This window comes from Cellulomonas sp. H30R-01, assembly GCF_010119915.1.
In the GTDB taxonomy this organism is placed as follows: domain Bacteria; phylum Actinomycetota; class Actinomycetes; order Actinomycetales; family Cellulomonadaceae; genus Cellulomonas; species Cellulomonas algicola.
In genome coordinates this window covers 4,154,773-4,174,479 of sequence record NZ_CP048210.1, presented here as the reverse complement: position 1 = coordinate 4,174,479, position 19,707 = coordinate 4,154,773, and the positions used below count along the sequence as shown (strand labels likewise).

Here is a 19,707-nt window from a genome sequence, read left to right as displayed (position 1 = left end):
CGCCCGGCCTGCGCCATGCTGAGCGGCGTGCGCGCCCCGACCACCACAGCCGTGCGGCCCCGGCCGCTCGAGGTGACCGACCTCCTGGTGCGCGTCGAGGACGGCCGCCGCGTGCCGGTCCGGCGGACCGACGTCGTGGACGAGCTCCGCGGCCGCGGGCAGGCGCGGGCGGCACGGCTCGCGGCGCGGCTCCCCGTGCGTGCGGGCGACGTGCTCGACGAGCGGGCCGTCGACGCGCTGCTCGTGCGGATCCACTGCGAGCTCCAGCGTCTCGAGGAGGAGCTGCAGCAGCCGCGACGCTGCGCCGAGCTCCTGCGGCCGTGGGTCGAACGCTGGCGCGCGCAGGACCCGGACCGGCCCGTGCGGGTCGTCGACGTCGGGTGCGGGATCGGCTACGTCGTCCGGTGGCTCGCGCACAGCGGCGCCCTCGGGCCCGGCGTCGAGCTGGTCGGGGCGGACCTCAACCCGGTGCTCGTCGAGGCCGCGCGCCGGCTCGCGCGCGCCGACGGCGCCGACGACGCGACGTGCCGGTTCGTCGCGGGCGACGCGTTCGCGCCCGGCGGCGTCGTCGACGACCCGGACCGCACGATCGTCATGTCCGTGGGGCTGCTGCACCACCTCTCCCCCGACCAGCTGCCCGCGTTCTTCGCCGCCCAGGCGGCGCTCGGCGTGGCCGTCTTCGCGCACGTCGACCCCGACCCCGACCCGTGGTCGACCGCGGCCGCGTGGATGTTCCACCGCGCCCGCATGCGCGAGCCGGTGTCGCGTCACGACGGTGTGCTGTCGGTCCGGCGCGCCCACCCGGGACCGGTCCTGCTCGACGGCGCCCGGCAGGGCGCGCCGGGGTACGACATCACGGTCACCGACGGGCGACGGCTGCGCCCCCGCGTGCACGCGGCGCTGCGGCCCGTGACCGGTGTGCGGCGGGAGCCGTGAGGGGCGGCGGGGGGCGCGAGCGCGGCGGGCGCCGCGAGGGCGGCGGGGGCGCGAGCGCGGTGCGAGCCGTGAGCGCGGCGGGGCCGCGAGCGCGGTGCGAGCCGTGAGCGCGGCGGTCGTGGCCGGTGCCCTGCTCGCCCTCGCGCTCCTGGACGGCGCGTTCTGCGGGTTCCGCTCCGCGCACGGGCGCGACGGGCGCGTGCACCTGCCCGGCGCGCGCCTGCGGTCGCAGGTGCACGGCGCAGCGGCCACGTCGGTCGTGCTGGCGCCGGTCGTGATCGGCGCGTCCGTCGACGTCGCCACCCGGCCGGCGGCCCTCGACGCCTACGTGCGCGCCGGGGCCGCGATGCTCACGGTCGACGTGCCGTACGCGGTCGTGGTGCTCCTGGCCGTCGGCGCGTACGCGCTCCTCGACTGGCGGCTCCGCTTCCTCGCGACCGCCGTGGTGCTCGGGCCCGGGACGTTCCTGCGGCCGGCCGTCGCCGTCGCCGGCGGGGTGCTCGCCGTGCGGGCCGCCGCCGACGCGCGCGTCGCGGTGCTCGCCGCCGCCGCGGTCGTCGCGGTGCTGGTCGTCGAACCGTCCCTCGACCGGCGGTGGCGCCGCCGCGCCCCCGAGCTCGCGCTCGTCGGGCCCGCCAGCCGCGGCGTCGACGACACCGGGTCGCCGCTCTCCTAGGGCGCGACCGCCCGCTCGTCGACGACCTCGACGGTCAGGTGCGGCCAGTGCTGGAGCGACGCCAGCGCGTCGAGGGTCAGGACCTGCGGCGACGGCTGGACGAGCGGACCCGGGAGGAACGTGACGGTGGTGCCCGTCGTGCCGTCGGGCTCGACCGGCACCAGGTCCGTGACCGGGATCCCACGCTCGTAACGCTGCTCCCACGACCCGTCGCTGCGCCGGTTGCGGTGCACGAGCCAGTCGCTCAGCGCCGACACGACCGAGACGCCGCGGCGCGGGTGCCCGTCGGGCAGGACGGGCCCGTCGACCGCGTCGAACACCCGCAGGTCGCGCGTCGACATCACCGGCTTGCGCACCGCGCGGCCGTGCTCGTCGAGGCGCGTGTCCGTGCCGCGGCCGTCGTCGGCGACGCTCACCGAGCCGTCGTGCCGGAACGTCACGCGGCACCGGCCGCCGCCGCGCTCGGTGGCCTCCTCGGACGCGTAGGCGAGGACCTCCAGGACCAGGTGCAGCACGCCGCCGGGCGCGAGGTCGGCTGCTCGCTCACGGACGTCCGCGAGGTGCGCCTCGTCGACGGAGGCCGCCCAGTCGTGCGTCGTGCTCGCCCATGTCTCCCGGTCACCCACGGGTCCATCCTGGAACCCGAAGGCCCCGGTGACCAGGACGAACGGCCTTCTCGCGCCGCCGGCCCCGGTGCTCACCGCGTCCCGCCCTGGCGCCCGTCCGACGCCTCGCGCGCCCGCGCCCGGAGGACGTCGAGCTCGCAGCCCGGGGCGTCCGGGTCGAAGCCGTGCTCGATCAGCCACCGCGACGCGACGAGGCTGCGCAGCGACCACCAGGCGCGGATCACGTCGCGGTCGGCGCCGGGGCCGTAGCCGTCGAGCAGGTCGTCGAGCCGCTCCTCGTGCCCGAGGGTCAGGGTGGCGAGGTCGGCCATCGGGTCGCCCGGTCCGGCCTCGGACCAGTCGATGACGCCGACGACCTCGTCGTCCTCGACGAACACGTGCGTGAGCTGCAGGTCGCCGTGCACGAACGTGGGCGGGCGTGGCCGGAGCGCCGCCTCGGCGATGTCCCGGTTGAGGCCGATGACGTCGGCGGGCAGGACCGCATGCTCGAGCAGCCACGCGCACTCGCGGTCGAGCTCCGCCCGCACGTCGTCGAGCGCGACACCCGGCCACGGAGGCAGCGGGGCGTCGTGCAGCCGGCGGACGGCCGCACCGGTCGCCGCCCACGCGGCCGACGACGCCGGCGACGGCTCGCCGAGCACGCCGAGCGCGCGGCCGGGCACGGCGGCGATCGCGAGCACGGGCGGCTGGTGCCAGACGACCGTGGGGGTCGGGACGGGTGCGAGCGCCATGGCCCGCACCTCGACGGCGGTGCGCGTCGGGTGCGCGTCGACCTTGAGGAACAGGTCGCCGACGCGCAGCGTCGTGCGCTGCCGGTGGGCGACCACGATCTCGATCTCGTCCATCACCCGCCATCCTGACGACCGGCCGTCGCGGGCGTCGCGCGAAAACCGGAGGCGCCGCGCGACGCCCGCCCGACGCGCGCTACGCGGTGCGGTCCTGCTGCGCGAGCCACGCGAGGAGCAGCCCGGTCGTCTCGTCCGGCCGCTCCTGCTGGATCCAGTGGCCGGTGTCGAGCGTGACGACCTCGACGTGCGGCACGTACGTCGTCAGGTGCGGTGCCGGCGGGATCGTGTCCCGGGCGCCGTAGACCATGAGCGCAGGCTGCCGGACGACGGGGTCGACGCCGGCGAGCAGGTGCCAGCTGCGGTCGAGGTTGCGGTACCAGCTGATGCTGCCCGTGAACCCCGTGCGCGCGAAAGCGGACGCGAAGACAGCGAGGTCGTCGTCGTCCAGGAGCGGCGCTCCGGGCGGGTTCTCCGCACGGGCCAGGTCGACGAGCGTCATGCCCGCCCCGGGCGGCGCGGGCGGCACGTCGACCCGGTAGAGGTTGCGGAGGAACCGCGCAGGGTCCTCGTCGAAGACGGCGGCCGCGACGCCCGGGCGACGGTTGAAGTGGACGACGTAGGAGTCCTCGCCGAGCACCTCCTCCATGACCTCGACCCACGGCCGCTCGCCGCGCTCCTGGTACGGAAGGCTCAGGGCGACCACGCCGTTCACGCGGCGCGGGTGCAGCAGCGCCAGGCCCCACACGACGAACGCACCCCAGTCGTGGCCGACGAACGTCGCGTCCTCGTGGCCGTAGTGGTCGAGGAGCGCGACGAGGTCGCCCGTCAGGTGCACGAGGTCGTACTCGGTGACCTCGGTGGGGCACGACGAGGCGCCGTAGCCGCGCTGGTTGGGCACGATCACGTGGTAGCCGGCCGCCGCGAGCGCGGGGACCTGATGACGCCAGGAGTAGGCGTGCTCGGGCCAGCCGTGGCAGAGGACGACGGCACGCCCTCCCCGTGGGCCGGCCTCGACCACCTCGAGCTCGACGCCGTTCACGGCGACGAGCGTGGGCTCGGGGAGGTCGGTCGGGACGGTCGGTGCACCTGCCTGTGTGGTCATGGCGTCATGCTGACCGGCAGAACCGGCCATCTCATGACCGGTTTCCCTGCCAGTCTCGGCACGTGCGCGCCGACCGGCTCATGGCCCTCCTCCTGCTGATGCAGCGCCGCGAGCACGTCACTGCGGCCGAGGTCGCGCGCGAGCTCGAGGTGTCCGAGCGCACGGCGCGCCGCGACCTCGACGCGCTCGGCACGGCCGGCGTCCCCGTGTACTCGGTGCAGGGCCGCGGCGGCGGCTGGCGGCTGGTCGGCGGGGCACGGACCGACCTGACCGGGTTGACCGCGGCCGAGGTCCGGGCGCTGTTCCTCGTGGCCGGGCGGGCCTCGGCGGCGACACCCGCCGTGCGGAGCGCGCTGCGCAAGCTCGTCCGCGCCCTGCCGGAGCCGTTCCGCGCGCAGGCCGAGGCTGCGTCGTCGTCGGTGGCCGTCGACCCGCGGGGATGGGGGTCCAGACGCGTCGAGCACCGGGCGCCCCACCACCTCGACACGGTGCAGGACGCGGTGGTCCGGGGCGTGCAGGTGCGTCTCGGCTACGTGGACGCCGCCGGGGCCGCGAGCGAGCGGACAGTCCACCCGCTCGGCCTCGTCGCGCAGGGCACGTCCTGGTACCTCGTCGCCGACACCGCGGCCGGGCGGCGCACGTTCCGGGTGGACCGCGTGTCGGCCGTCGAGCCGATCGAGGACCCCGCGCACCGGCCGGACGACTTCGACCTGGCGGCCGCGTGGCGTGCGATCGCCGAAGAGGTGGATCGTCGGCGCTGGCCGCTCGCGGTGCGCGCGCTGTGCACGCCGGACGGCCTCGACGTGCTGCGGATCGGGTTCGGCGGTCGGCTCGACGTGGGCGGTGCCACGGCCGACGGGCGCGTCGAGGTCGTGATCCGGGGGCGCGACGAGCGCACGGTCGCGGGCGAGCTCGCGGGGCTGGTCGAGTGGGTCGAGGTCGTCGACCCGCCGGGCGTGCGCGAGCACCTGGCCGCGACCGGCGCGGCGCTCGTCGCCCGGTACCGCTGACGCGACCGCTCCGCGCGCTCGCCGGCGTCCGCCCGCTCGGCGAGGCGGTCGCGGCCTCAGCGACCCCCGCTCGACCAGTCAGCGACCCTCGCTCGACCGGACGGCGACGCCTGCTCGACCGGACGGCGACGCCCGCTCGACCGGTCAGCGACGCCCCGCGCCGGTCCCCGCGAGCCCGCACTCGTACGCGAGGATCACCGCCTGCACGCGGTCGCGCGCACCGAGCTTCGCGAACACGTTCCCGACGTGCGTCTTGACCGTCGCCTCCGAGACGAACAGCTCGGCCGCGATCTCGACGTTCGACGCGCCCTCGGCGATGAGCCGCAGGACGTCGAGCTCGCGCGGGGTCAGCGCGCTCAGGCGCGGGTCGAGCGCCGCGCCGCCCGGGTCCGGCACCTGCCCGGCCGGCAGGTGGGGGGCGAACAGGTCGAGCATCCGGCGCAGCACACGCGGCGCGACGACGGACGTGCCGCTCGCGACCGTGCGGATCGCGTCGACGAGCTCGTCGGGGCGGGCGGTCTTGAGCAGGAACCCCGACGCCCCGGCGCGCAGCGCGGCGAACGCGAGGTCGTCGACGTCGAACGTCGTGAGCACCAGCACGCGCGACGACGGGTGCTCGGCGACGACCCGTCGGGTCGCCTCGATGCCGTCCATGCCGGGCATGCGGATGTCCATGAGCACGACGTCGGGCGCGAGCGCGGCCACCTGGTCGAGCGCGACGCGTCCGTCGGCGGCCTCGCCGACGACCTCGAGGTCGGGCTCGGACTCGATGACCAGCCGGAAGCCGCTGCGCAGCAGCGCCTGGTCGTCGACGAGCAGGACCGTCGTCATCGGGCGTCTCCCTCGTCGTCGGACCACGGCAGCACCGCGTGCACGCGCCAGCCGCCGTCCGGCCGGGGACCGGCCTCGACGTGCCCGCCGAGCAGCGCGGCGCGCTCGCGCATGCCGACGATGCCACGCCCCGTGCCGCCGCCGCTCCCGGCGCGCGTGCCGCCCCCGTCGAGCACGTCGACCTCGACGGTCGTCGGGGTGCGGCGCACCGCGACCTCGACGGACGTGGCGCCCGGCGCGTGCCGCAGGACGTTCGTGAGCGCCTCGCCGAGGATGCGCAGGACGGCGAGGCGCACCGCGGTGTCCTGCGGGAGCGTCGTGTCGAGGCCCGTCGCCGTGACGGGGACCCCGGTGACCGCGAAGCGCTCGACGACCGTCGACAGGTCCACCTCGGTCGGCTCTGTCCCGTCGCCCCCGACCGGCGACAGCGCGCCCAGGACCCGCTGCATGTCGGCGAGCGCGGACCGGCCCGTGCGCCCCACCTGGCGCAGGGCCTCGCGCGACCGGTCCGGTGCGCGCTCGAACGCGGCGTCGGCGCCGTCGGCGAGCGCGACCATCACGGTGAGGTTGTGCGCGACGACGTCGTGCATCTCGCGCGCGATGTGCTGGCGCTCGGCCGCCCGGGCGAGGGCCGCGCTCTGGTCGCGCTCGCGGGCCAGCGCGCGGTACCGCTCGACGAGGTCGGCGGCGTGCAGCCGGCGCGCGCGGGCCGCGGACCCGACCGCGACGCCGAGCACGAGCAGCGCGAGCAGCAGCAGCACCGAGCCCGAGCGACGGCCCGGCGAGAACGACGGCTCGGGCAGGTTCGGCGACCACTCCCCCGGCGCCATGACGGGCGTGCCGGACCACGCGAGGATCTCGACGAGCCCGATGTCCTGCCACTGCCACAGCGCGACGGTCACGATCGTGAGCACGACGCCGCACGTCGTCCACGCGACCGTCGCCGACCGCTCGGCGGCGACGCTGTAGAGCGCGCACGCCAGGCAGGCGCCGAGCACGCCGAGCACGCCGTCCGCCAGGAGCGACGCGAGCGCGGCGACCGTCAGCAGCGCGGTCACGGTGAGCGGTCGGGCGCGCCGCATCAGCAGCAGCGTCGCCCCGACGGCCGTCCCCAGCAGCCAGGTGGTGACGACGGACTCCTCGACGCCCGAGTCGAGCGGGTAGAGGCCGAGCGCGACGGCACCGCCGACGGTCTCCCAGGCGAACCCCGCGCCGACCAGGCCGACGAGGACCACCACGGCCGCGACCGCGGCGTCCATGACCCACGGCCGGGCGGTCACGAGCCGGGCGACCGGGCTCGCGCCGCGCACCTGCTCCTCGGTGAGCGGCTCGTCGTCCCCGCGGACCTCAGGGGCCGCGAGCGCGCGTCGGATCACCACGGGCCCACTCTCCCACCGGTCGGCGTCGGGCCCGAGCGCGGGTGCGGCGGCCCGGTCCGCAGGCGCGTCCGGCCGTTCCTCCGGCGCGTCCGGCCGGGTCCGCGGTGCGTCCGACGGCACGCGCGGAGCGGGCCCGTCAGCGGACGTCATGGCGCCGCAACCGGTACGCCGCCCCCGCGAGCACGACCACGGCCCACGCCGCGGCGACGACCCCGCCGCCCCAGACGCCGAGCTGCGGTCCGCGCGTCGCGTCGTCGAGCGCCGCGAGCGCGGCGTCGTCCTGCAGCAGCCGGGCCCCCGCCGACGGCAGGAGGGCACGGACGGTGTCGGTGACCGGGCCGGGGTTCGCGGCCAGGAGGTGGTCGCCGATCACCGCGAGGACGATCCCGCCGACGATCGCGTCGGCGGGGCGACGCAGGAGGGCGCCGAGGCCGAGGCCGAGCAGCGCGACCGCGACGGACGCGAGCACGAACCCGGCGAGCGCGCGGGCCGTGCCCGGGACCGCCAGGTCGACGGCGGGACCGCCGGCCGCCCGCACGCCCGTGGTGGCGAGCCACGACGCCCCCAGCGCGAGCGTCGCGGTGACGAGTGCGGCCGCGGCGGTGACCGCGGCCTGCGCACCCAGGACGGGCAGGCGCCGCGGCACCGCGGTGAACGTCGCCCGCGACGTGCCCGTCGTGTGCTCGCCGGACCCGACGAGCGCGCCGAGCACGAGGAAGCCGACCTGCGCGAGCACGAAGCCGGAGGTGACGACCCAGGACCCGGACCGCGCGTCGCCCGGCCGCACGAACAGGCCGAGCCCGTACGCGGTGACCGCGGCGGCGACGACCGTGCCGAGCGCGAGCCAGACGTGCGCCGGGACGCTGGTGAGCTTGGTCGACTCGGCCCGCAGCACGCGGGCCGCGGTCACGCCCCGACGCGCGGGGGCGCCGCGCACGGTGCGCTCCCGCGTCGTCGGCGGGGCGGTCGTCACCGGACGTCCCGGGTCCGGAGCCGCACGGCGGCGGCGACCAGCAGTGCGGCGATCCACGCCGCGAGGACGAGCCCGCCGCCCACGGGTCCGAGGTCGGGAGAGCCGTCCATCGGGCCCGACGACGCCGAGGTCGTCAGGAGACCGCCCGCGGTGCCGGGCAGGAGCACGTTCAGCGTGCCGACGACGGTCGGCGCCGCGGCCTGCTCGGGCGCCGCGAGCGACGCCGGGTCACCGCCGGCCACGAGCGGGTCGCTCGCCATCATGAGCGCGATGGGCAGGACCATCACGAGGAACAGCGCCGTGACCAGCGCGGGGACGGTCCGGCGGAGCAGCGCGCCGAGCGCGTGCCCGAGCAGCGCGAGCCCGACGAGGAACAGCACCATGCCGAGCAGGAGCGCGGGCGCGTCACCGGCGGTCAGGTCGACCGGCAGGTCGCGCGACGCGGCGGCGGGCAGGATGCCGGCGACGCACGCGACCGTCGTCAGCACCGCGGTCCCGAGCGCGGAACCGGCCACGGCGAGGCTCTGCGCGACCAGCACCGGCCACCGGCGCGGCACCGTCGTGTACGTCGAGCGGAACGCGCCTGTGCGGAACTCCCCGGCACCCACCAGGACGCCCAGCACGAGCGGGCCGAGCTGCGCGAGCATCAGGCCGGACGACATCGAGTCGATCGGCTGGAACCCCGGGTCACCCGACGACGCCTGCGCGCTCAGGTAGGTGATGACGCCGCCGACGACGACGGTCACCGCGGCGGTCCACCACGGCGAGCGCAGCGAGACGACCTTGGTCCACTCCGACGCGAGGACCCGGGCGGGCGTCGGTCGGCGCGCGGTCGACGACGCCCCGACGGCACGCGGCGCCGTGGTCGCGGCGCTCATCGCGCACCGCCCGCGGTCGCGTCCGTGCGGTACTCGACGGCGTCGCTCGTGAGCTGCAGGTACGCCTCCTCGAGCGACCCCGACCCGGTGCGGTCGACGATCTCCTGCACGGGCGCGTCGGCCAGCAGGCGGCCGCGCCCGATGATGACGACGCGGTCCGCGCACAGCGCGAGCTCGTGCATGAGGTGCGACGACAGCAGGACGGTGCGCCCCTCGGCCGCCAGCTCGCGCACCAGGCGTCGCACCCACAGCACGCCGTCGGGGTCGAGGCCGTTGACCGGCTCGTCGAGGATCAGCGTCGCCGGGTCGCCGAGCAGCGCCCCCGCGATGCCGAGCCGCTGCCCCATCCCGAGGGAGAACGTGCCCGCCCGCCGGCGGGCCGCCGACTCCAGGCCCGTCTGCGCGAGCACCTCCCGCACGCGGGCCTTGCCGATGCCGTGCGTCTGCGCCATCGCGAGCAGGTGCGCGTACGCGGTGCGGCCCGGGTGCACCGACCGCGCGTCGAGCATCACGCCGACCGCGTGCAGCGGAGCCGGCAGGTCGGCGAACCGTCGACCGTCGACCGTCGCCCGGCCCGACGTGGCGCGCTCGAGCCCGACCACGACGCGCATCGTCGTCGACTTGCCCGCGCCGTTGGGCCCGAGGAACCCCGTGACCGTCCCGGGCCGGGCGGTGAACGTCAGGCCGTCCACCGCCGTCGTGCTGCCGTAGCGCTTGGTCAGCGCCTCCACCTCGATCATCGCGTCTCCTCGTCGCCGGGCCCCTGCGGGCATCCGTCGACGACGCTACGAATCGGGGTGGACCGGCCAGCACCGACCGGTGGAGGAGATCGTCGGGGCGCGCGGCTCCGCCCACGGGATGAGGGCGTCCGCCGACGGCCGGGCGGACGACCCCCGCACCGCCCGGGGCTCAGACCACGTCGACCTCCTTCCAGAACGCGACGTAGCCGCTGAAGTCCGTCCCGACCCGCTCGATCGCGGACGGGTACGGCTCGGGGTAGCTCCACGCACGGTCCTGCAGCGCCGCGTCGCCGCCGTCGCGGACGGAGTAGTACTGGCACGCGCCCTTCCACGGGCAGGTGTACGGCGTCGGCGACTCCTCGAGCAGCTCGCGGCGCACCGCGGACGGCGGGAAGTACACGTTGCCCTCGATGCGCACGACGTCGCTCTCGGGGGCCTCGGCGAGCACGGTGCCGTGCAGCGTGGCGGTGGGCATGGGTGCCTCCAGGCAGGGGACGCGTGCGGCGGACGCACGCACGGGTTCGACGCTAGGCGCGCGGCGACCGGCGCGCGCGCGGACCTCGCGCCGGTCGGCGGCGCACGCCTTCAGCCGCGATGCCGCTCGTGGGTCGCGCGCCGCAGCAACGCGTGCGCGTCGGCGAGCGGGCCGAGGTGCGCGAGCTTGTCGGGGTTCGTGACGCTCCGGATCGCCTGGACCCGGCCGTCGGCGATGTCGAGCGTCATGGTCACCACGACGTTGCCGTCGCCGTCGCGGACGACCACGCCGGGCTGGCCGTTGATCTCCCGCTCGTCGAGCACCGCGCCGACGGCCGCGAGCGACGGAGCGGTCGCGGCGACCAGGCGGGACACGTGGTCGACCCCGAAGAACATCCCCCGCCCCCACAGCGGACCCTTCCCCCCGGCGTCGGCGACCATCTGGACGTCGGCCGCGAGCAGCTCCCGCAGCGCGTCGACGTCGCCCTCCCGGACCGCGTCGACGAACCGGCTCGCGAGCTCCTCGCGCTCGCGACGGTCGACCTCGAACCGTGGCCGGCCCGCGTCCATGTGCCGCCGCGCGCGTGAGGCGAGCTGACGGCAGGCCACCTCGCTCCGACCGACGGCGCTCGCGACCTCCGCGACGTCGAAGCCGAAGACGTCCCGCAGCACGAACACGGCGCGCTCGAGCGGGCTCAGCCGCTCCATGAGCACGAGCGCCGCGGTCGACAGCGAGTCGGCGAGCTCGGCCGCACGCTCGGGCTCCTGGTAGGGGTCCTCGAGCAGCGGCTCGGGGAACCACGGGCCCGGGTACGCCTCGCGGCGCACGCGCGCGGACCGCAGCACGTCGATCGCGACGCGCGTGACGATCGCGGACAGGTAGGACTTGAGCGACGCCGGCTCGACGCCGGACGCGTCCCATCGCAGCCACGTCTCCTGCACCGCGTCCTCCGCCTCCCCGACGCTGCCGAGCAGGCGGTACGCGATCGAGAACAGCAGGGGGCGCAGCTGCTCGAACTCCTCGGCGCGGCTCACGCGTCCACCCTGGCCTGCGGCAGCGGCGGCGTCACGCGGTCCGCCCGCGCGAGCGTCCGGGCGCGGGCGGACGCCGACGACGGCAGACGCGTCGAGCCCGGCCGGCGCGCCTCGCGCGTGAGGCCCTCGACGATCTGGCGCGTGACGCCCTCCTTGAGCAGGCCACCCGCGCGCCCGGAGACCTGCAGCGCGACGGCCGTGTCGTCCGGGCGGGACGCCTGGAACGTCGCCGCCCGGCGGCCGAGCGCGATGCACTGGCCGAAGAACACGTTGTCGACGGGCTCCGGGACCCGGCCGTCGAGGTGCGCCAGCACCGTGTCGGCCGCGCGGGCGCCCAGCGGGACCGCGGCCTGGCAGCTCGCGCGCTGCGGCACGCCCGAGGGGGCGACCGCGTCGCCGGCGCCCACGACGCGGTCGTCGTCGACGCTGGTCAGCGTCTCGTCCGTGAGGAGCCGCCCGGCGGCGTCCGTCGTGAGGCCGCTGCGCCGCGCCAGGTCGGAGACCGCGAACCCGGTCGCCCACACGGTGAACCCGTCGAGCGTGCGGCCGTCGTCCAGCAGCAGGGACCGCGCCCGCACCTCGGCCGCGCGCGGCCGCTCGAGCACGGTGACGCCCAGCCGTGCGAGCCGACGCGCGATCGCACGCTGCGCGTGCGGGCGGACGTACGGCGCGAGCACGCCGCCGCACACGAGCGTGACGGTCCGGCCCGTCTCGGCGAGCTCGGCGGCGGTCTCGATGCCGGTGGGCCCGCCGCCCACGACGACCACGGGGACCCTCGGCGTGGCGTCGAGCGCCGTCCGCAGCCGGGTCGCGGCCTCGAACGTGCTCACCGCGAGCGCGTGCTCGGCGGCCCCCGGCACGCCGGCGTCGCTCGCGTGGCTGCCGACCGCGTACACGAGGTGGTCGTAGAGCAGGTCGGTGCCTCCGGCCAGCACGACCTTCCGGTGCGCCGTGTCGATGCGCGTCGCCTCGTCGACGACCACGCGCACGCGCTCGCCCAGCACCTCCGCGTAGTCGTGCAGCGCGCCGTGCGTGCCGGCCGCGACCTGGTGCAGCCGCACGCGCTCGACGAACCGCGGGCGCGGGTTGACCAGCGTGACCGCGGCGTCGTCGCGGCCGGACAGGCGGTTCGCGGCCATCACGCCGGCGTACCCACCGCCGAGGACCAGGACCTGCGTGCTCATGAGGTGCCTCCTGTCGTCACCGAGCACCCGTGCGGCGCTCTCGTGCACATGACGAGACAGCGCCTGCGCGTGTGACATGTCGGCGCCGGGCAGGCGTCCCGCCGCCCCCCTGTTCGCCACGCGGTGCGCGCGCCTACCGTTCCCCCATGACGGAGGTGTCGGCGGACTGGCGGGCGGACTGGCGGGCGGTCGACGGCGTCGCGACGGCGTGGTTCGACGCGCCGTCGCTGACCGCGGGGGCCGCGCTCGCGGGACGCCTGGTCGACCTGCCGGGCGACGTCCTGGTGGACGTGCGCGCGACCGGCGTGCGCGTGCGCGTCGGGTCGGACGAGCACGCGGGTGCGGCGTCGGCCGCGGCACGCGACCTCGGCCTGGCCGCCGACCCGTCGGTGCCGCAGCGGCTGAGCGTCGTCGTGGAGTCGCCGGACCCGGCCGCGGTGCGCCCGTTCTGGCAGGGCGTGCTCGGCTACGCGAGCGGCGGCGACGGAGACCTCGTCGACCCGCTGCGCCGCGACCCCGCGCTGCGCGTCCGGAGGTCGGGCGAGCCGCGCCCGCTGCGCAACCGCCTGCACCTCGACGTGGTGCGCCCGGGAGCCGTGGCCGAGCAGGTGCGTCCGGGCGAGCCCTACGGCGCCTTCGGCGTCTGCCACGCCGACGCGGACGGCAACGAGGTCGACCTGGTGCCCGCCGGCGGGCTCGACGACGCTCCGGGGACGGCCGACTGGCACGCGGTGTTCGGTGCCGTGGCCTGCTACCGCGTCGCGTCGTCGTCGCCGCAGCGGGACCTGGTCACGGCGGCGGCGACCCTCGCCGACGCAGCCGGGTTCCCGCTGCTGCTCGACGTGCGGCCCGGCCTCGTCGTGCTCGACACCGGCAAGGACCGGTGGGACGCCGACGCGCACGGCCTCGACGTGGACTTCCCCGCGCTCGCGGCACGCGTCCAGGCCGCGGCCCGCGACCTCGGGGCGACGGCCGACGACGCCCTGCCGCGGTTCGTCCAGCTCTTCCTCGACGCCGCCGACGTCAGTGCGGTCCGCGCGTTCTGGCGTGCGACGCTCGGGTACGTCCCCGACGGGCGCAGCGCGCTCGACGACGTCGTCGACCCGCGCTGGCTGAACCCCGTGCTCGCGTTCCAGGAGATCGACGCCGCCGACACCGCGCGGCGGCGGCAGCGCAACCGCGTGCACGTCGAGCTCGCTGTCCCGACGGACCGTGCCGCCGCGCACGTCGCGACGGCCCTCGACGCCGGCGGCCGGCTGCTCGACGAGTCGTCCGGGCGGTGGCGTGTGGCCGACCCGGAGGGCAACGAGCTGGTCGTCGTCGCGGGCTAGGCGCGCGCGAGGCCGCCTGCGGTCGGGCGGACGTCGCCGGACCGGGGACGTGGCCTCGGCACGACGTGCGTGCACCCGTTCGTGAAGGCCGCCCCCGGCACACCCGGTGGCCGGTAGATTCCGTGCGGCCGGTGCCGCCGCCCCGGTCGGCCCCACGGAAGGAACCCGGTGGACCAGCTCACGAAGGGCGCGAACGCGCCGCTGACGGCGTCGCGCGTCACGCTCACGGTCGACGTCCCCGCCCCCGCGGACCTCTCGGCGCTGCTCGTCACCGAGAGCGGCCGGGTCCGCTCCGACGCCGACTTCGTCTTCTACAACCAGCCGACCGGCCCGGGCGTGCGGTGCGTCCAGCCGTCGGCCGGGCAGCCCTGGCGCGTCGAGGTCGACCTCGCGGCGGTGCCCGCCGAGATCCACGCGGTGCGGCTCGTGACGAGCCTCGACGACGCGTCCTCGACGTTCGGGCGCGTCGGGCAGCCGGTCGCACGCGTGACCGACGACGCCGGGACCCCGCTGGCCGCGTTCACGATGACCGACCTGGCGACCGAGAGCATCGTCGTCGCGCTCGAGCTGTACCGGCGGGCCGGTGCGTGGAAGGTGCGCGCCGTCGGTCAGGGGTACGCGGGCGGGCTCGCCGACCTGGTCACCGACCACGGGGTGTCCGTCGAGGACACGCCCCCGCCCGCCGTCGCCGCACCGGTCGCCGTGCCCGTCGCCGCACCGGTCGCGACGCCCACCGCCGCGGCGCCGCCCGCACCCCCGGCACCGATGCCCGCCGCCGCGCCGCCGCCCGCTCCGGTCGCGCCCGCGCCCCAGCCGCCCACGGCGGACGCCGCCGGAGCCGGCGAGGTGCGGCTGACCAAGGCCCGCCCCGTGAACCTGTCGAAGGGCCAGCGGGTCTCGCTCGTCAAGGACGGCGGCGTCGCGCTCACGATGATCCGCATGGGCCTGGGCTGGGACCCGGTCCGCAAGCGCGGCATGTTCGGCAGCCGCGAGGTCGAGATCGACCTCGACGCCTCCGCGATCCTGTTCGCCGGCAAGGACCCCGTCGACGTCGCGTTCTACAACAACCTGCGCACGCGCGACGGGTCCGTGCAGCACACGGGCGACAACCGCACGGGCGACGGCGAGGGCGACGACGAGACGATCCTCATCGACCTGACCCGCGTCCCGGTGCACGTCACGGACGTGATGCTCGTCGTCACCTCGTACGAGGGCCACACGTTCGAGCAGGTGCAGAACGCGTTCTGCCGGCTCGTCGACCACACCACGGGAGCCGAGCTCGCCCGCTACACGCTCGCCGGCGGCATGCCGTTCACCGCGATGCTCATGGCGCGCGTGTACCGGCAGGGCCCGACGTGGAAGCTGCAGGCGGTCGGCGAGGGCATGCAGGCCCGCACGCCGATGGAGACGGTGCCGTCGCTCGCGCGGTACGTCGGGTGACCTCACCGCTGGTGCTCGGACGAGGGCAGAACGCGCCCTGGCCCGACGCGGGCGTGCTCGTCGAGGTGGTCGGGACGGCAGCCGCCGAGTGCGACGTGTCGGTCCTCCTCGTCGACCAGGCGCAGCGGGCGGCGTCGTCCGACGACCTCGTCTTCTACAACCAGCCGTCGGCCCCGGGCGCGACGCTCGAGGCGGGCACGCCCGCCCGCGTCCGGCTCGACCTCGACGCGCTGCCCGCACGCGTGCACGCCGTGCTGTGCCTCGTGAGCGTCGACCCGGACCGTCCGACGCTCGGCGCCCTCCCGCCCCTCACCGCGGTGCTGCGCGGCGGCGACGGGTCCGTACGGGCGCGGTTCCCGCTCGTGGACCTCACGTCCGAGCGCGCGGTCGTCACGGTCGAGGTGTACCGCCGCGGTGCCGGGTGGAAGGTCCGGGCCGTCGGGCAGGGGTACGACGGGGGCCTCGCGCAGGCGGTGACCGCGCACGGCGTCGAGGTCGACGACGCCGACGACCACGCGACCCCCGTGTCGTCGGCGCCCGCTGCCGCCACGGCGTCACCGACCACCCCGCACACCGCCGCGACCCCCGCGCCCGCCACGCCCCGTGCCGCTCCCCCGACGTCGGCCGCCGCGCCGCGACCGGTGCACGCCGCAGCGCCCACCGGCCCCACTCCTCCCCCGCCGCCCGGCACGAGCGCCGGCGAGCGCCTGCTGCGGCAGTCGTCGGCGATCCTCGAGGACGCCGCGCGCTCCACCGCCGCGCTCCGGTCCGCGGTCGCGTACGCCGACCGTCGCCGCGACGACGCGCTCGCCGCCCTCGTCGCCGACCCCAGCACCCGGGGCGGTCCGGGGCAGCAGAGCGCCGCCGCGCAGGCCGAGCGGGAGCACGCCGACCTCGTCGCGCGTGCACGCGAGCGCCACGACGCCGACCTGCGCCAGCTCGCCGCCGAGCTCGCGGACCACGAGCGTCGCCTCCCGGCCGCGATGGCACCGTGGACGGCCGCCGCATGGCGCGGCTGGCGCCCGTCGCCCGTGCCGGCACCCGGCGTGCGCGTCGGCGACCTGCACGTCGAGGAGGTGCCCACGCTGCGCTTCCCGATGCTGCTGGGACTGCCGCTGTCGCAGCCGTTGTGGGTCGACAGCGCGAGCGGAACCGATGCCGCGACCGTCAGTGCGGTCCGCGCGCTGGTCGCACGGCTGCTGGCGGCCTACCCGGTCGGCGGCCTCGACGTGCTCGTCGTCGACCTCACCGGCGGGCTCGCGCCGTCGCTCACCGCGCTCGCCCAGCCGGGCAGCCGGGCCATGTCGACCCCCGCGGCGACGTCCGTCGCGGCCGCCGGCGCGGTCCTCGACGGCCTGGTCCGCCGCGTCGACCTCGTGCAGATGGCGCGGTCCGCAGGGGCGATGGACGCGCTCGGCGGGGACGACGCGCACCGCCTCCTCGTGGTGCACGACTTCCCGACCGCGTTCGACGACGCGGCCGTGGGCCGCGTGCGCTACCTCGTCGACGAGGGCCCGTCAGCGGGCGTCCAGGTGCTGCTCACGGGCGCGCAGAGCCCCGTGCACGAGGGCAGCCCGCTCGTCACGACGCTGTTCCGCGAGTCCGTGCGCCTGCCCGTCGAGCCCGACGACCACCTCGCGGACGCCTGGACGCACACGCAGTGGCGGTACACGCCCGACCTCGGCCCGGACGACGCGTCGGTGGTCGACGGCGTCCTGCGCGCCGCGGCCACGGACCTGCGCTGACCGTTCCACCCGGGGCGCCACCGGTCGGTCGACCGGGCCTGGCATCATGCGGCCGTGACCTCGTGGGACGAGCGCGACAGCGCTGACCTGGCACGCCGCCGCTCGCTGCTGTCGCTGCCGATGATCCCGCTGCGTCGCGACGCACGCCGCTGGCTGCAGCCGGAGGGCTGGCCGGACATGCGGCGGTGGGTGTACGACCCGGTGGCGGTCGGCGTCGGACCGGACGGGCGGGTGCTGTCACTCGTCCGCGACCGCGAGCGCGGGGACCGCCTCCTGCTGGACCGGACCGACGCGGCCGCACCTCCCGTCGTGCTCGACGGCGCGGTGGACGCGACGTTCGTGCAACCGCTCCCCGGCGGAAGGGTCCTGCTGGTCGCGGCGCGTGCCCGTAGACGCGAGACCAACGCGCAGGTGTGGGACACGGACGGGCGGCTCGTGACCGCCGGCTTCGTCGGTGACGCGATCGAGCACGTCCTCACGACACCCGCCGGGGCAGTGTGGATCGCGTACTTCGACGAGGCCTCCGACGACATCAGCACACGCAGGCTCGTCCGCTTCGACGAGGACCTGCACATCCGCTGGTCGTACCCAGGTTCGGAGCGCGGCCTGCCGGGCCTGTTCGACGTGTATGCGCTGAACGTGAGCGGGGAGGCCGCCGTGTGCTACGCGTATACGGAGTTCCACCTGGTGCGCGCCGAGGGCGACGCGGCGACGGATCTCGGCGCGACGGGCGTGACGGGCGCGGCGGCCGTCCTGGTCGACGGCGATCGCGGCGCGTTCGTCGGTGGCTACGGCGCCGACTTCGACGTCGTGACGCCGTTCCGGCTGTGCCACGACGGGATCGAGGTCGGCGAGCCGCTGGGCCGTCTCGTCATGCCGGACGGGCGGGAGCTCCGGCGCAGGAGGCTGACGGCGCGTGGTGGCGAGCTGAACGTGGTCGGGGAGCACCGGCTGCTGCGCCAGGTCTCGCTCGACGACCTGCTCGACGGCCCCCGGCACTGAGCCCGTGTCGTCTCGCTGCCGCGAAAGGCGGCCCGAGCGACTGAGCGCGTCCGAGCGCGGCAGAGGGCGAAGGTCCACCGCCGTGGAGGCGCGTCGCGCGGCTCAGCAGAGTCGGACCCGTCCCAGCGCCGAGTTCACCGCGGCGGTGTAGGCCTCGTACCCGTCGGCCGTCGGGTGGAACGCCGCGGGGTCGGTGGGTCCGAGGATCCACGGGTCCGGTGCGTTCGCACCGTGGTCCGTGAACCGCTTGCGGACGTCGACGTACTGGAACCCGGCGCGGTCGGCCGCGGCCGAGATCACGGCGGCGAGGGTGTCCGCCGCGGTGTTGAGCGCGGTGAGCTCGGCCACCGAGGCCGCGAGGTAGGCCCCGTGCTCGGGCGAGAAGAGCCGCGGGTACCCGGTGACGACGACGCGGGCGTCGGGCGCGGCGGCCGCGACCTGCGCGTAGACGGTGTCGAGGAGGGCGGGGAGCTCGCCCCGGATGCGCGCGTCGACGAGGGCCGTCGCGCCCGCGCACTGCGCGTCGGTGCCGCCGAGGCACGCGACGACCGCGGTCGACCAGCCGACGTCGTTGCCGCCGATGCTCAGGGTCACGAGGTCGGTGTCGGCGTCGAGCGCGGTGAGCTGTCCGCCCGCGACGAGCGAGACGGTCGTGGCGCCCGCGCAGGCGACGAAGTCGTCGAGCTGCACGCGGTGTCGCCCGTCGAGCTGCACCGGGTAGGCGGACTGCGACCGTCCGCACGCGGTGTAGGGCGGGACCCCGTAGCCGGAGGCGTAGGAGTCGCCGAGCGCGTCGTAGACGACGCGGTGCCGTGGCCCCGCGGACGCGGTCGTCGCGACCGAGCCGACGAGGAAGAGCGCGGCGATCACCGCCAGGAACGCGGACGTCGTCGTCCGCCGAGGACGCGTCATGTGTGTGACGGTAGTCACATCCACGCCGCCCTGCGCGCCGCGGCACAGACGGTCAGCCGCGGCGCACGGCGAACCGGGTCCAGACGGTGCCGTTGCCGAAGGCGCGCTGCTCGACGAGGTCGAGGTCGAGGCGCACGGCGTCGGGCCAGAAGCGCAGCCCGCCGCCGACGGACACGGGCGCGACGTAGGGCTGGACCTCGTCGACGATGCCGGCGCGCAGCGCGTGCGCGGCGAGCGTCGGGCCGTCGATGGTGACGTCGTGGTCGAGCGCGTCGACCTGCACGCGCACGGCGACGGGGTCGAAGGCGCGCTCGACGGTGGTCCGCCGGGTCGTGGGGGCGTCGAGGGTCGTCGAGTAGACGACCTTGTCGGCGGCCTGCCAGACCTCGGCGTAGTGCCGGACGAAGTCCGGCGGGTCGGGGGTGTCGAGCGCGGTCTCCCAGAACGACATCGTCTCGTACATGCGGCGGCCGTAGAGGTACGTGCCGACGGACCGCGACTGGTCGGACACGAAGTCGTGCAGCACGGGGTCGAGCGCTCCGCCCCAGTCGCTGCTGCCGTCGGTGTCGGCCGCGTACCCGTCGAGCGAGGTGAACATCGAGCAGATGAGCTTTCCCATACGTCGAACGTAGGACGCTCGCTTGG

20 protein-coding genes are annotated in these 19,707 nt (G+C 76.5%); 7 read left to right on the top strand and 13 right to left on the bottom strand.

The genetic code is table 11. The annotated features are described in order from the left end of the window. Positions 1-27: 27 nt before the first annotated feature. Both GXP71_RS18605 and GXP71_RS18600 read left to right on the top strand, forming a co-directional pair. Complete coding sequence (locus GXP71_RS18605; protein WP_162353890.1) at positions 28-936, top strand: methyltransferase domain-containing protein; 909 nt, start codon at positions 28-30, stop codon at positions 934-936. A 103-nt stretch (positions 937-1,039) separates the two neighbouring features. Further along, on the top strand, positions 1,040-1,612 hold the full coding sequence (locus tag GXP71_RS18600) for a hypothetical protein (protein ID WP_162353889.1): 573 nt from the start codon (positions 1,040-1,042) through the stop codon (positions 1,610-1,612). Here GXP71_RS18600 and GXP71_RS18595 read toward each other — a convergent pair. The 3 genes from GXP71_RS18595 to GXP71_RS18585 form a co-directional block, all read right to left on the bottom strand. Beyond that, on the bottom strand, positions 1,609-2,238 hold the full coding sequence (locus GXP71_RS18595) for an ATP-binding protein (protein WP_162353888.1): 630 nt from the start codon (positions 2,236-2,238) through the stop codon (positions 1,609-1,611). The genes GXP71_RS18600 and GXP71_RS18595 overlap by 4 nt on opposite strands. Positions 2,239-2,309: 71 nt before the next feature. After that, positions 2,310-3,083 (bottom strand): phosphotransferase family protein, encoded by a 774-nt coding sequence (locus tag GXP71_RS18590; RefSeq protein WP_162353887.1) that lies wholly within the window; start codon positions 3,081-3,083, stop codon positions 2,310-2,312. A gap of 79 nt (positions 3,084-3,162) precedes the next feature. After that, on the bottom strand, positions 3,163-4,128 hold the full coding sequence (locus tag GXP71_RS18585; RefSeq protein ID WP_162353886.1) for an alpha/beta fold hydrolase: 966 nt from the start codon (positions 4,126-4,128) through the stop codon (positions 3,163-3,165). Between the two features lie 62 nt (positions 4,129-4,190). Between GXP71_RS18585 and GXP71_RS18580 the strand changes: the two genes are divergently transcribed. Continuing rightward, on the top strand, positions 4,191-5,138 hold the full coding sequence (locus GXP71_RS18580; RefSeq protein WP_162353885.1) for a YafY family protein: 948 nt from the start codon (positions 4,191-4,193) through the stop codon (positions 5,136-5,138). Between the two features lie 144 nt (positions 5,139-5,282). Here GXP71_RS18580 and GXP71_RS18575 read toward each other — a convergent pair whose 3' ends face one another. The 8 genes from GXP71_RS18575 to GXP71_RS18540 all read right to left on the bottom strand — a co-directional run bounded on the left by GXP71_RS18575 (position 5,283) and on the right by GXP71_RS18540 (position 12,632). After that, complete coding sequence (locus GXP71_RS18575) at positions 5,283-5,969, bottom strand: response regulator transcription factor (protein ID WP_162353884.1); 687 nt, start codon at positions 5,967-5,969, stop codon at positions 5,283-5,285. Beyond that, positions 5,966-7,348, bottom strand: coding sequence for a histidine kinase (locus tag GXP71_RS18570; RefSeq protein ID WP_238402494.1), 1,383 nt, complete (start codon positions 7,346-7,348; stop codon positions 5,966-5,968). Before GXP71_RS18570 ends, GXP71_RS18575 begins: the two co-directional genes overlap by 4 nt. Positions 7,349-7,484: 136 nt before the next feature. Then, a complete protein-coding gene (locus GXP71_RS18565) occupies positions 7,485-8,321 on the bottom strand; it encodes a hypothetical protein (RefSeq protein ID WP_162353882.1) in 837 nt (278 codons plus the stop codon). Then, complete coding sequence (locus GXP71_RS18560) at positions 8,318-9,199, bottom strand: hypothetical protein (protein WP_162353881.1); 882 nt, start codon at positions 9,197-9,199, stop codon at positions 8,318-8,320. The genes GXP71_RS18565 and GXP71_RS18560 overlap by 4 nt, the downstream gene beginning before the upstream one ends. Then, positions 9,196-9,939, bottom strand: coding sequence for an ABC transporter ATP-binding protein (locus GXP71_RS18555; RefSeq protein ID WP_162353880.1), 744 nt, complete (start codon positions 9,937-9,939; stop codon positions 9,196-9,198). The genes GXP71_RS18560 and GXP71_RS18555 overlap by 4 nt, the downstream gene beginning before the upstream one ends. Before the next feature lie 169 nt (positions 9,940-10,108). After that, a complete protein-coding gene (locus tag GXP71_RS18550) occupies positions 10,109-10,414 on the bottom strand; it encodes a DUF427 domain-containing protein (protein WP_162353879.1) in 306 nt (101 codons plus the stop codon). Positions 10,415-10,524: 110 nt separating this feature from the next. After that, entirely contained in the window at positions 10,525-11,448 is a 924-nt protein-coding gene (locus GXP71_RS18545; RefSeq protein WP_162353878.1) for an RNA polymerase sigma-70 factor, read from the bottom strand. Further along, positions 11,445-12,632, bottom strand: a complete 1,188-nt coding sequence (locus tag GXP71_RS18540) for an NAD(P)/FAD-dependent oxidoreductase (protein WP_162353877.1) — start codon at positions 12,630-12,632, stop codon at positions 11,445-11,447. Before GXP71_RS18540 ends, GXP71_RS18545 begins: the two co-directional genes overlap by 4 nt. Positions 12,633-12,778: 146 nt before the next feature. Here GXP71_RS18540 and GXP71_RS18535 point away from each other — a divergent pair, with 146 nt between their 5' ends. From GXP71_RS18535 to GXP71_RS18520, 4 genes are all read left to right on the top strand, one after another. Continuing rightward, positions 12,779-13,963 carry a VOC family protein gene (locus GXP71_RS18535; protein WP_162353876.1) on the top strand — a complete coding sequence of 395 codons (1,185 nt, stop codon included), beginning with the start codon at positions 12,779-12,781 and terminating at the stop codon, positions 13,961-13,963. A gap of 168 nt (positions 13,964-14,131) precedes the next feature. Then, the gene (locus GXP71_RS18530; protein ID WP_162353875.1) at positions 14,132-15,403 is read left to right on the top strand and encodes a TerD family protein; all 1,272 of its coding nucleotides are present in this window, start codon (positions 14,132-14,134) and stop codon (positions 15,401-15,403) included. After that, positions 15,400-17,148 (top strand): TerD family protein, encoded by a 1,749-nt coding sequence (locus GXP71_RS18525; protein ID WP_162353874.1) that lies wholly within the window; start codon positions 15,400-15,402, stop codon positions 17,146-17,148. Before GXP71_RS18530 ends, GXP71_RS18525 begins: the two co-directional genes overlap by 4 nt. Before the next feature lie 54 nt (positions 17,149-17,202). Continuing rightward, on the top strand, positions 17,203-18,150 hold the full coding sequence (locus GXP71_RS18520; RefSeq protein WP_162353873.1) for a hypothetical protein: 948 nt from the start codon (positions 17,203-17,205) through the stop codon (positions 18,148-18,150). 102 nt (positions 18,151-18,252) lie between these two features. Here the strand turns inward: GXP71_RS18520 and GXP71_RS18515 are convergent, their stop codons facing one another. Continuing rightward, the gene (locus GXP71_RS18515) at positions 18,253-19,062 is read right to left on the bottom strand and encodes an SGNH/GDSL hydrolase family protein (RefSeq protein ID WP_162353872.1); all 810 of its coding nucleotides are present in this window, start codon (positions 19,060-19,062) and stop codon (positions 18,253-18,255) included. A gap of 52 nt (positions 19,063-19,114) precedes the next feature. Beyond that, the gene (locus GXP71_RS18510) at positions 19,115-19,681 is read right to left on the bottom strand and encodes a dihydrofolate reductase family protein (protein WP_162353871.1); all 567 of its coding nucleotides are present in this window, start codon (positions 19,679-19,681) and stop codon (positions 19,115-19,117) included. Positions 19,682-19,707: the final 26 nt, after the last annotated feature.

Coding starts and splice junctions, on each gene's coding strand:
- GXP71_RS18590 (WP_162353887.1), bottom strand. CDS start 3,083: ATGGACGAGATCGAGATCGTGGTCGCCCACCGGCAGCGCACGACGCTG.
- GXP71_RS18540 (WP_162353877.1), bottom strand. CDS start 12,632: ATGAGCACGCAGGTCCTGGTCCTCGGCGGTGGGTACGCCGGCGTGATG.
- GXP71_RS18515 (WP_162353872.1), bottom strand. CDS start 19,062: ATGACGCGTCCTCGGCGGACGACGACGTCCGCGTTCCTGGCGGTGATC.
- GXP71_RS18555 (WP_162353880.1), bottom strand. CDS start 9,939: ATGATCGAGGTGGAGGCGCTGACCAAGCGCTACGGCAGCACGACGGCG.
- GXP71_RS18510 (WP_162353871.1), bottom strand. CDS start 19,681: ATGGGAAAGCTCATCTGCTCGATGTTCACCTCGCTCGACGGGTACGCG.
- GXP71_RS18575 (WP_162353884.1), bottom strand. CDS start 5,969: ATGACGACGGTCCTGCTCGTCGACGACCAGGCGCTGCTGCGCAGCGGC.
- GXP71_RS18550 (WP_162353879.1), bottom strand. CDS start 10,414: ATGCCCACCGCCACGCTGCACGGCACCGTGCTCGCCGAGGCCCCCGAG.
- GXP71_RS18560 (WP_162353881.1), bottom strand. CDS start 9,199: ATGAGCGCCGCGACCACGGCGCCGCGTGCCGTCGGGGCGTCGTCGACC.
- GXP71_RS18585 (WP_162353886.1), bottom strand. CDS start 4,128: ATGACCACACAGGCAGGTGCACCGACCGTCCCGACCGACCTCCCCGAG.
- GXP71_RS18535 (WP_162353876.1), top strand. CDS start 12,779: ATGACGGAGGTGTCGGCGGACTGGCGGGCGGACTGGCGGGCGGTCGAC.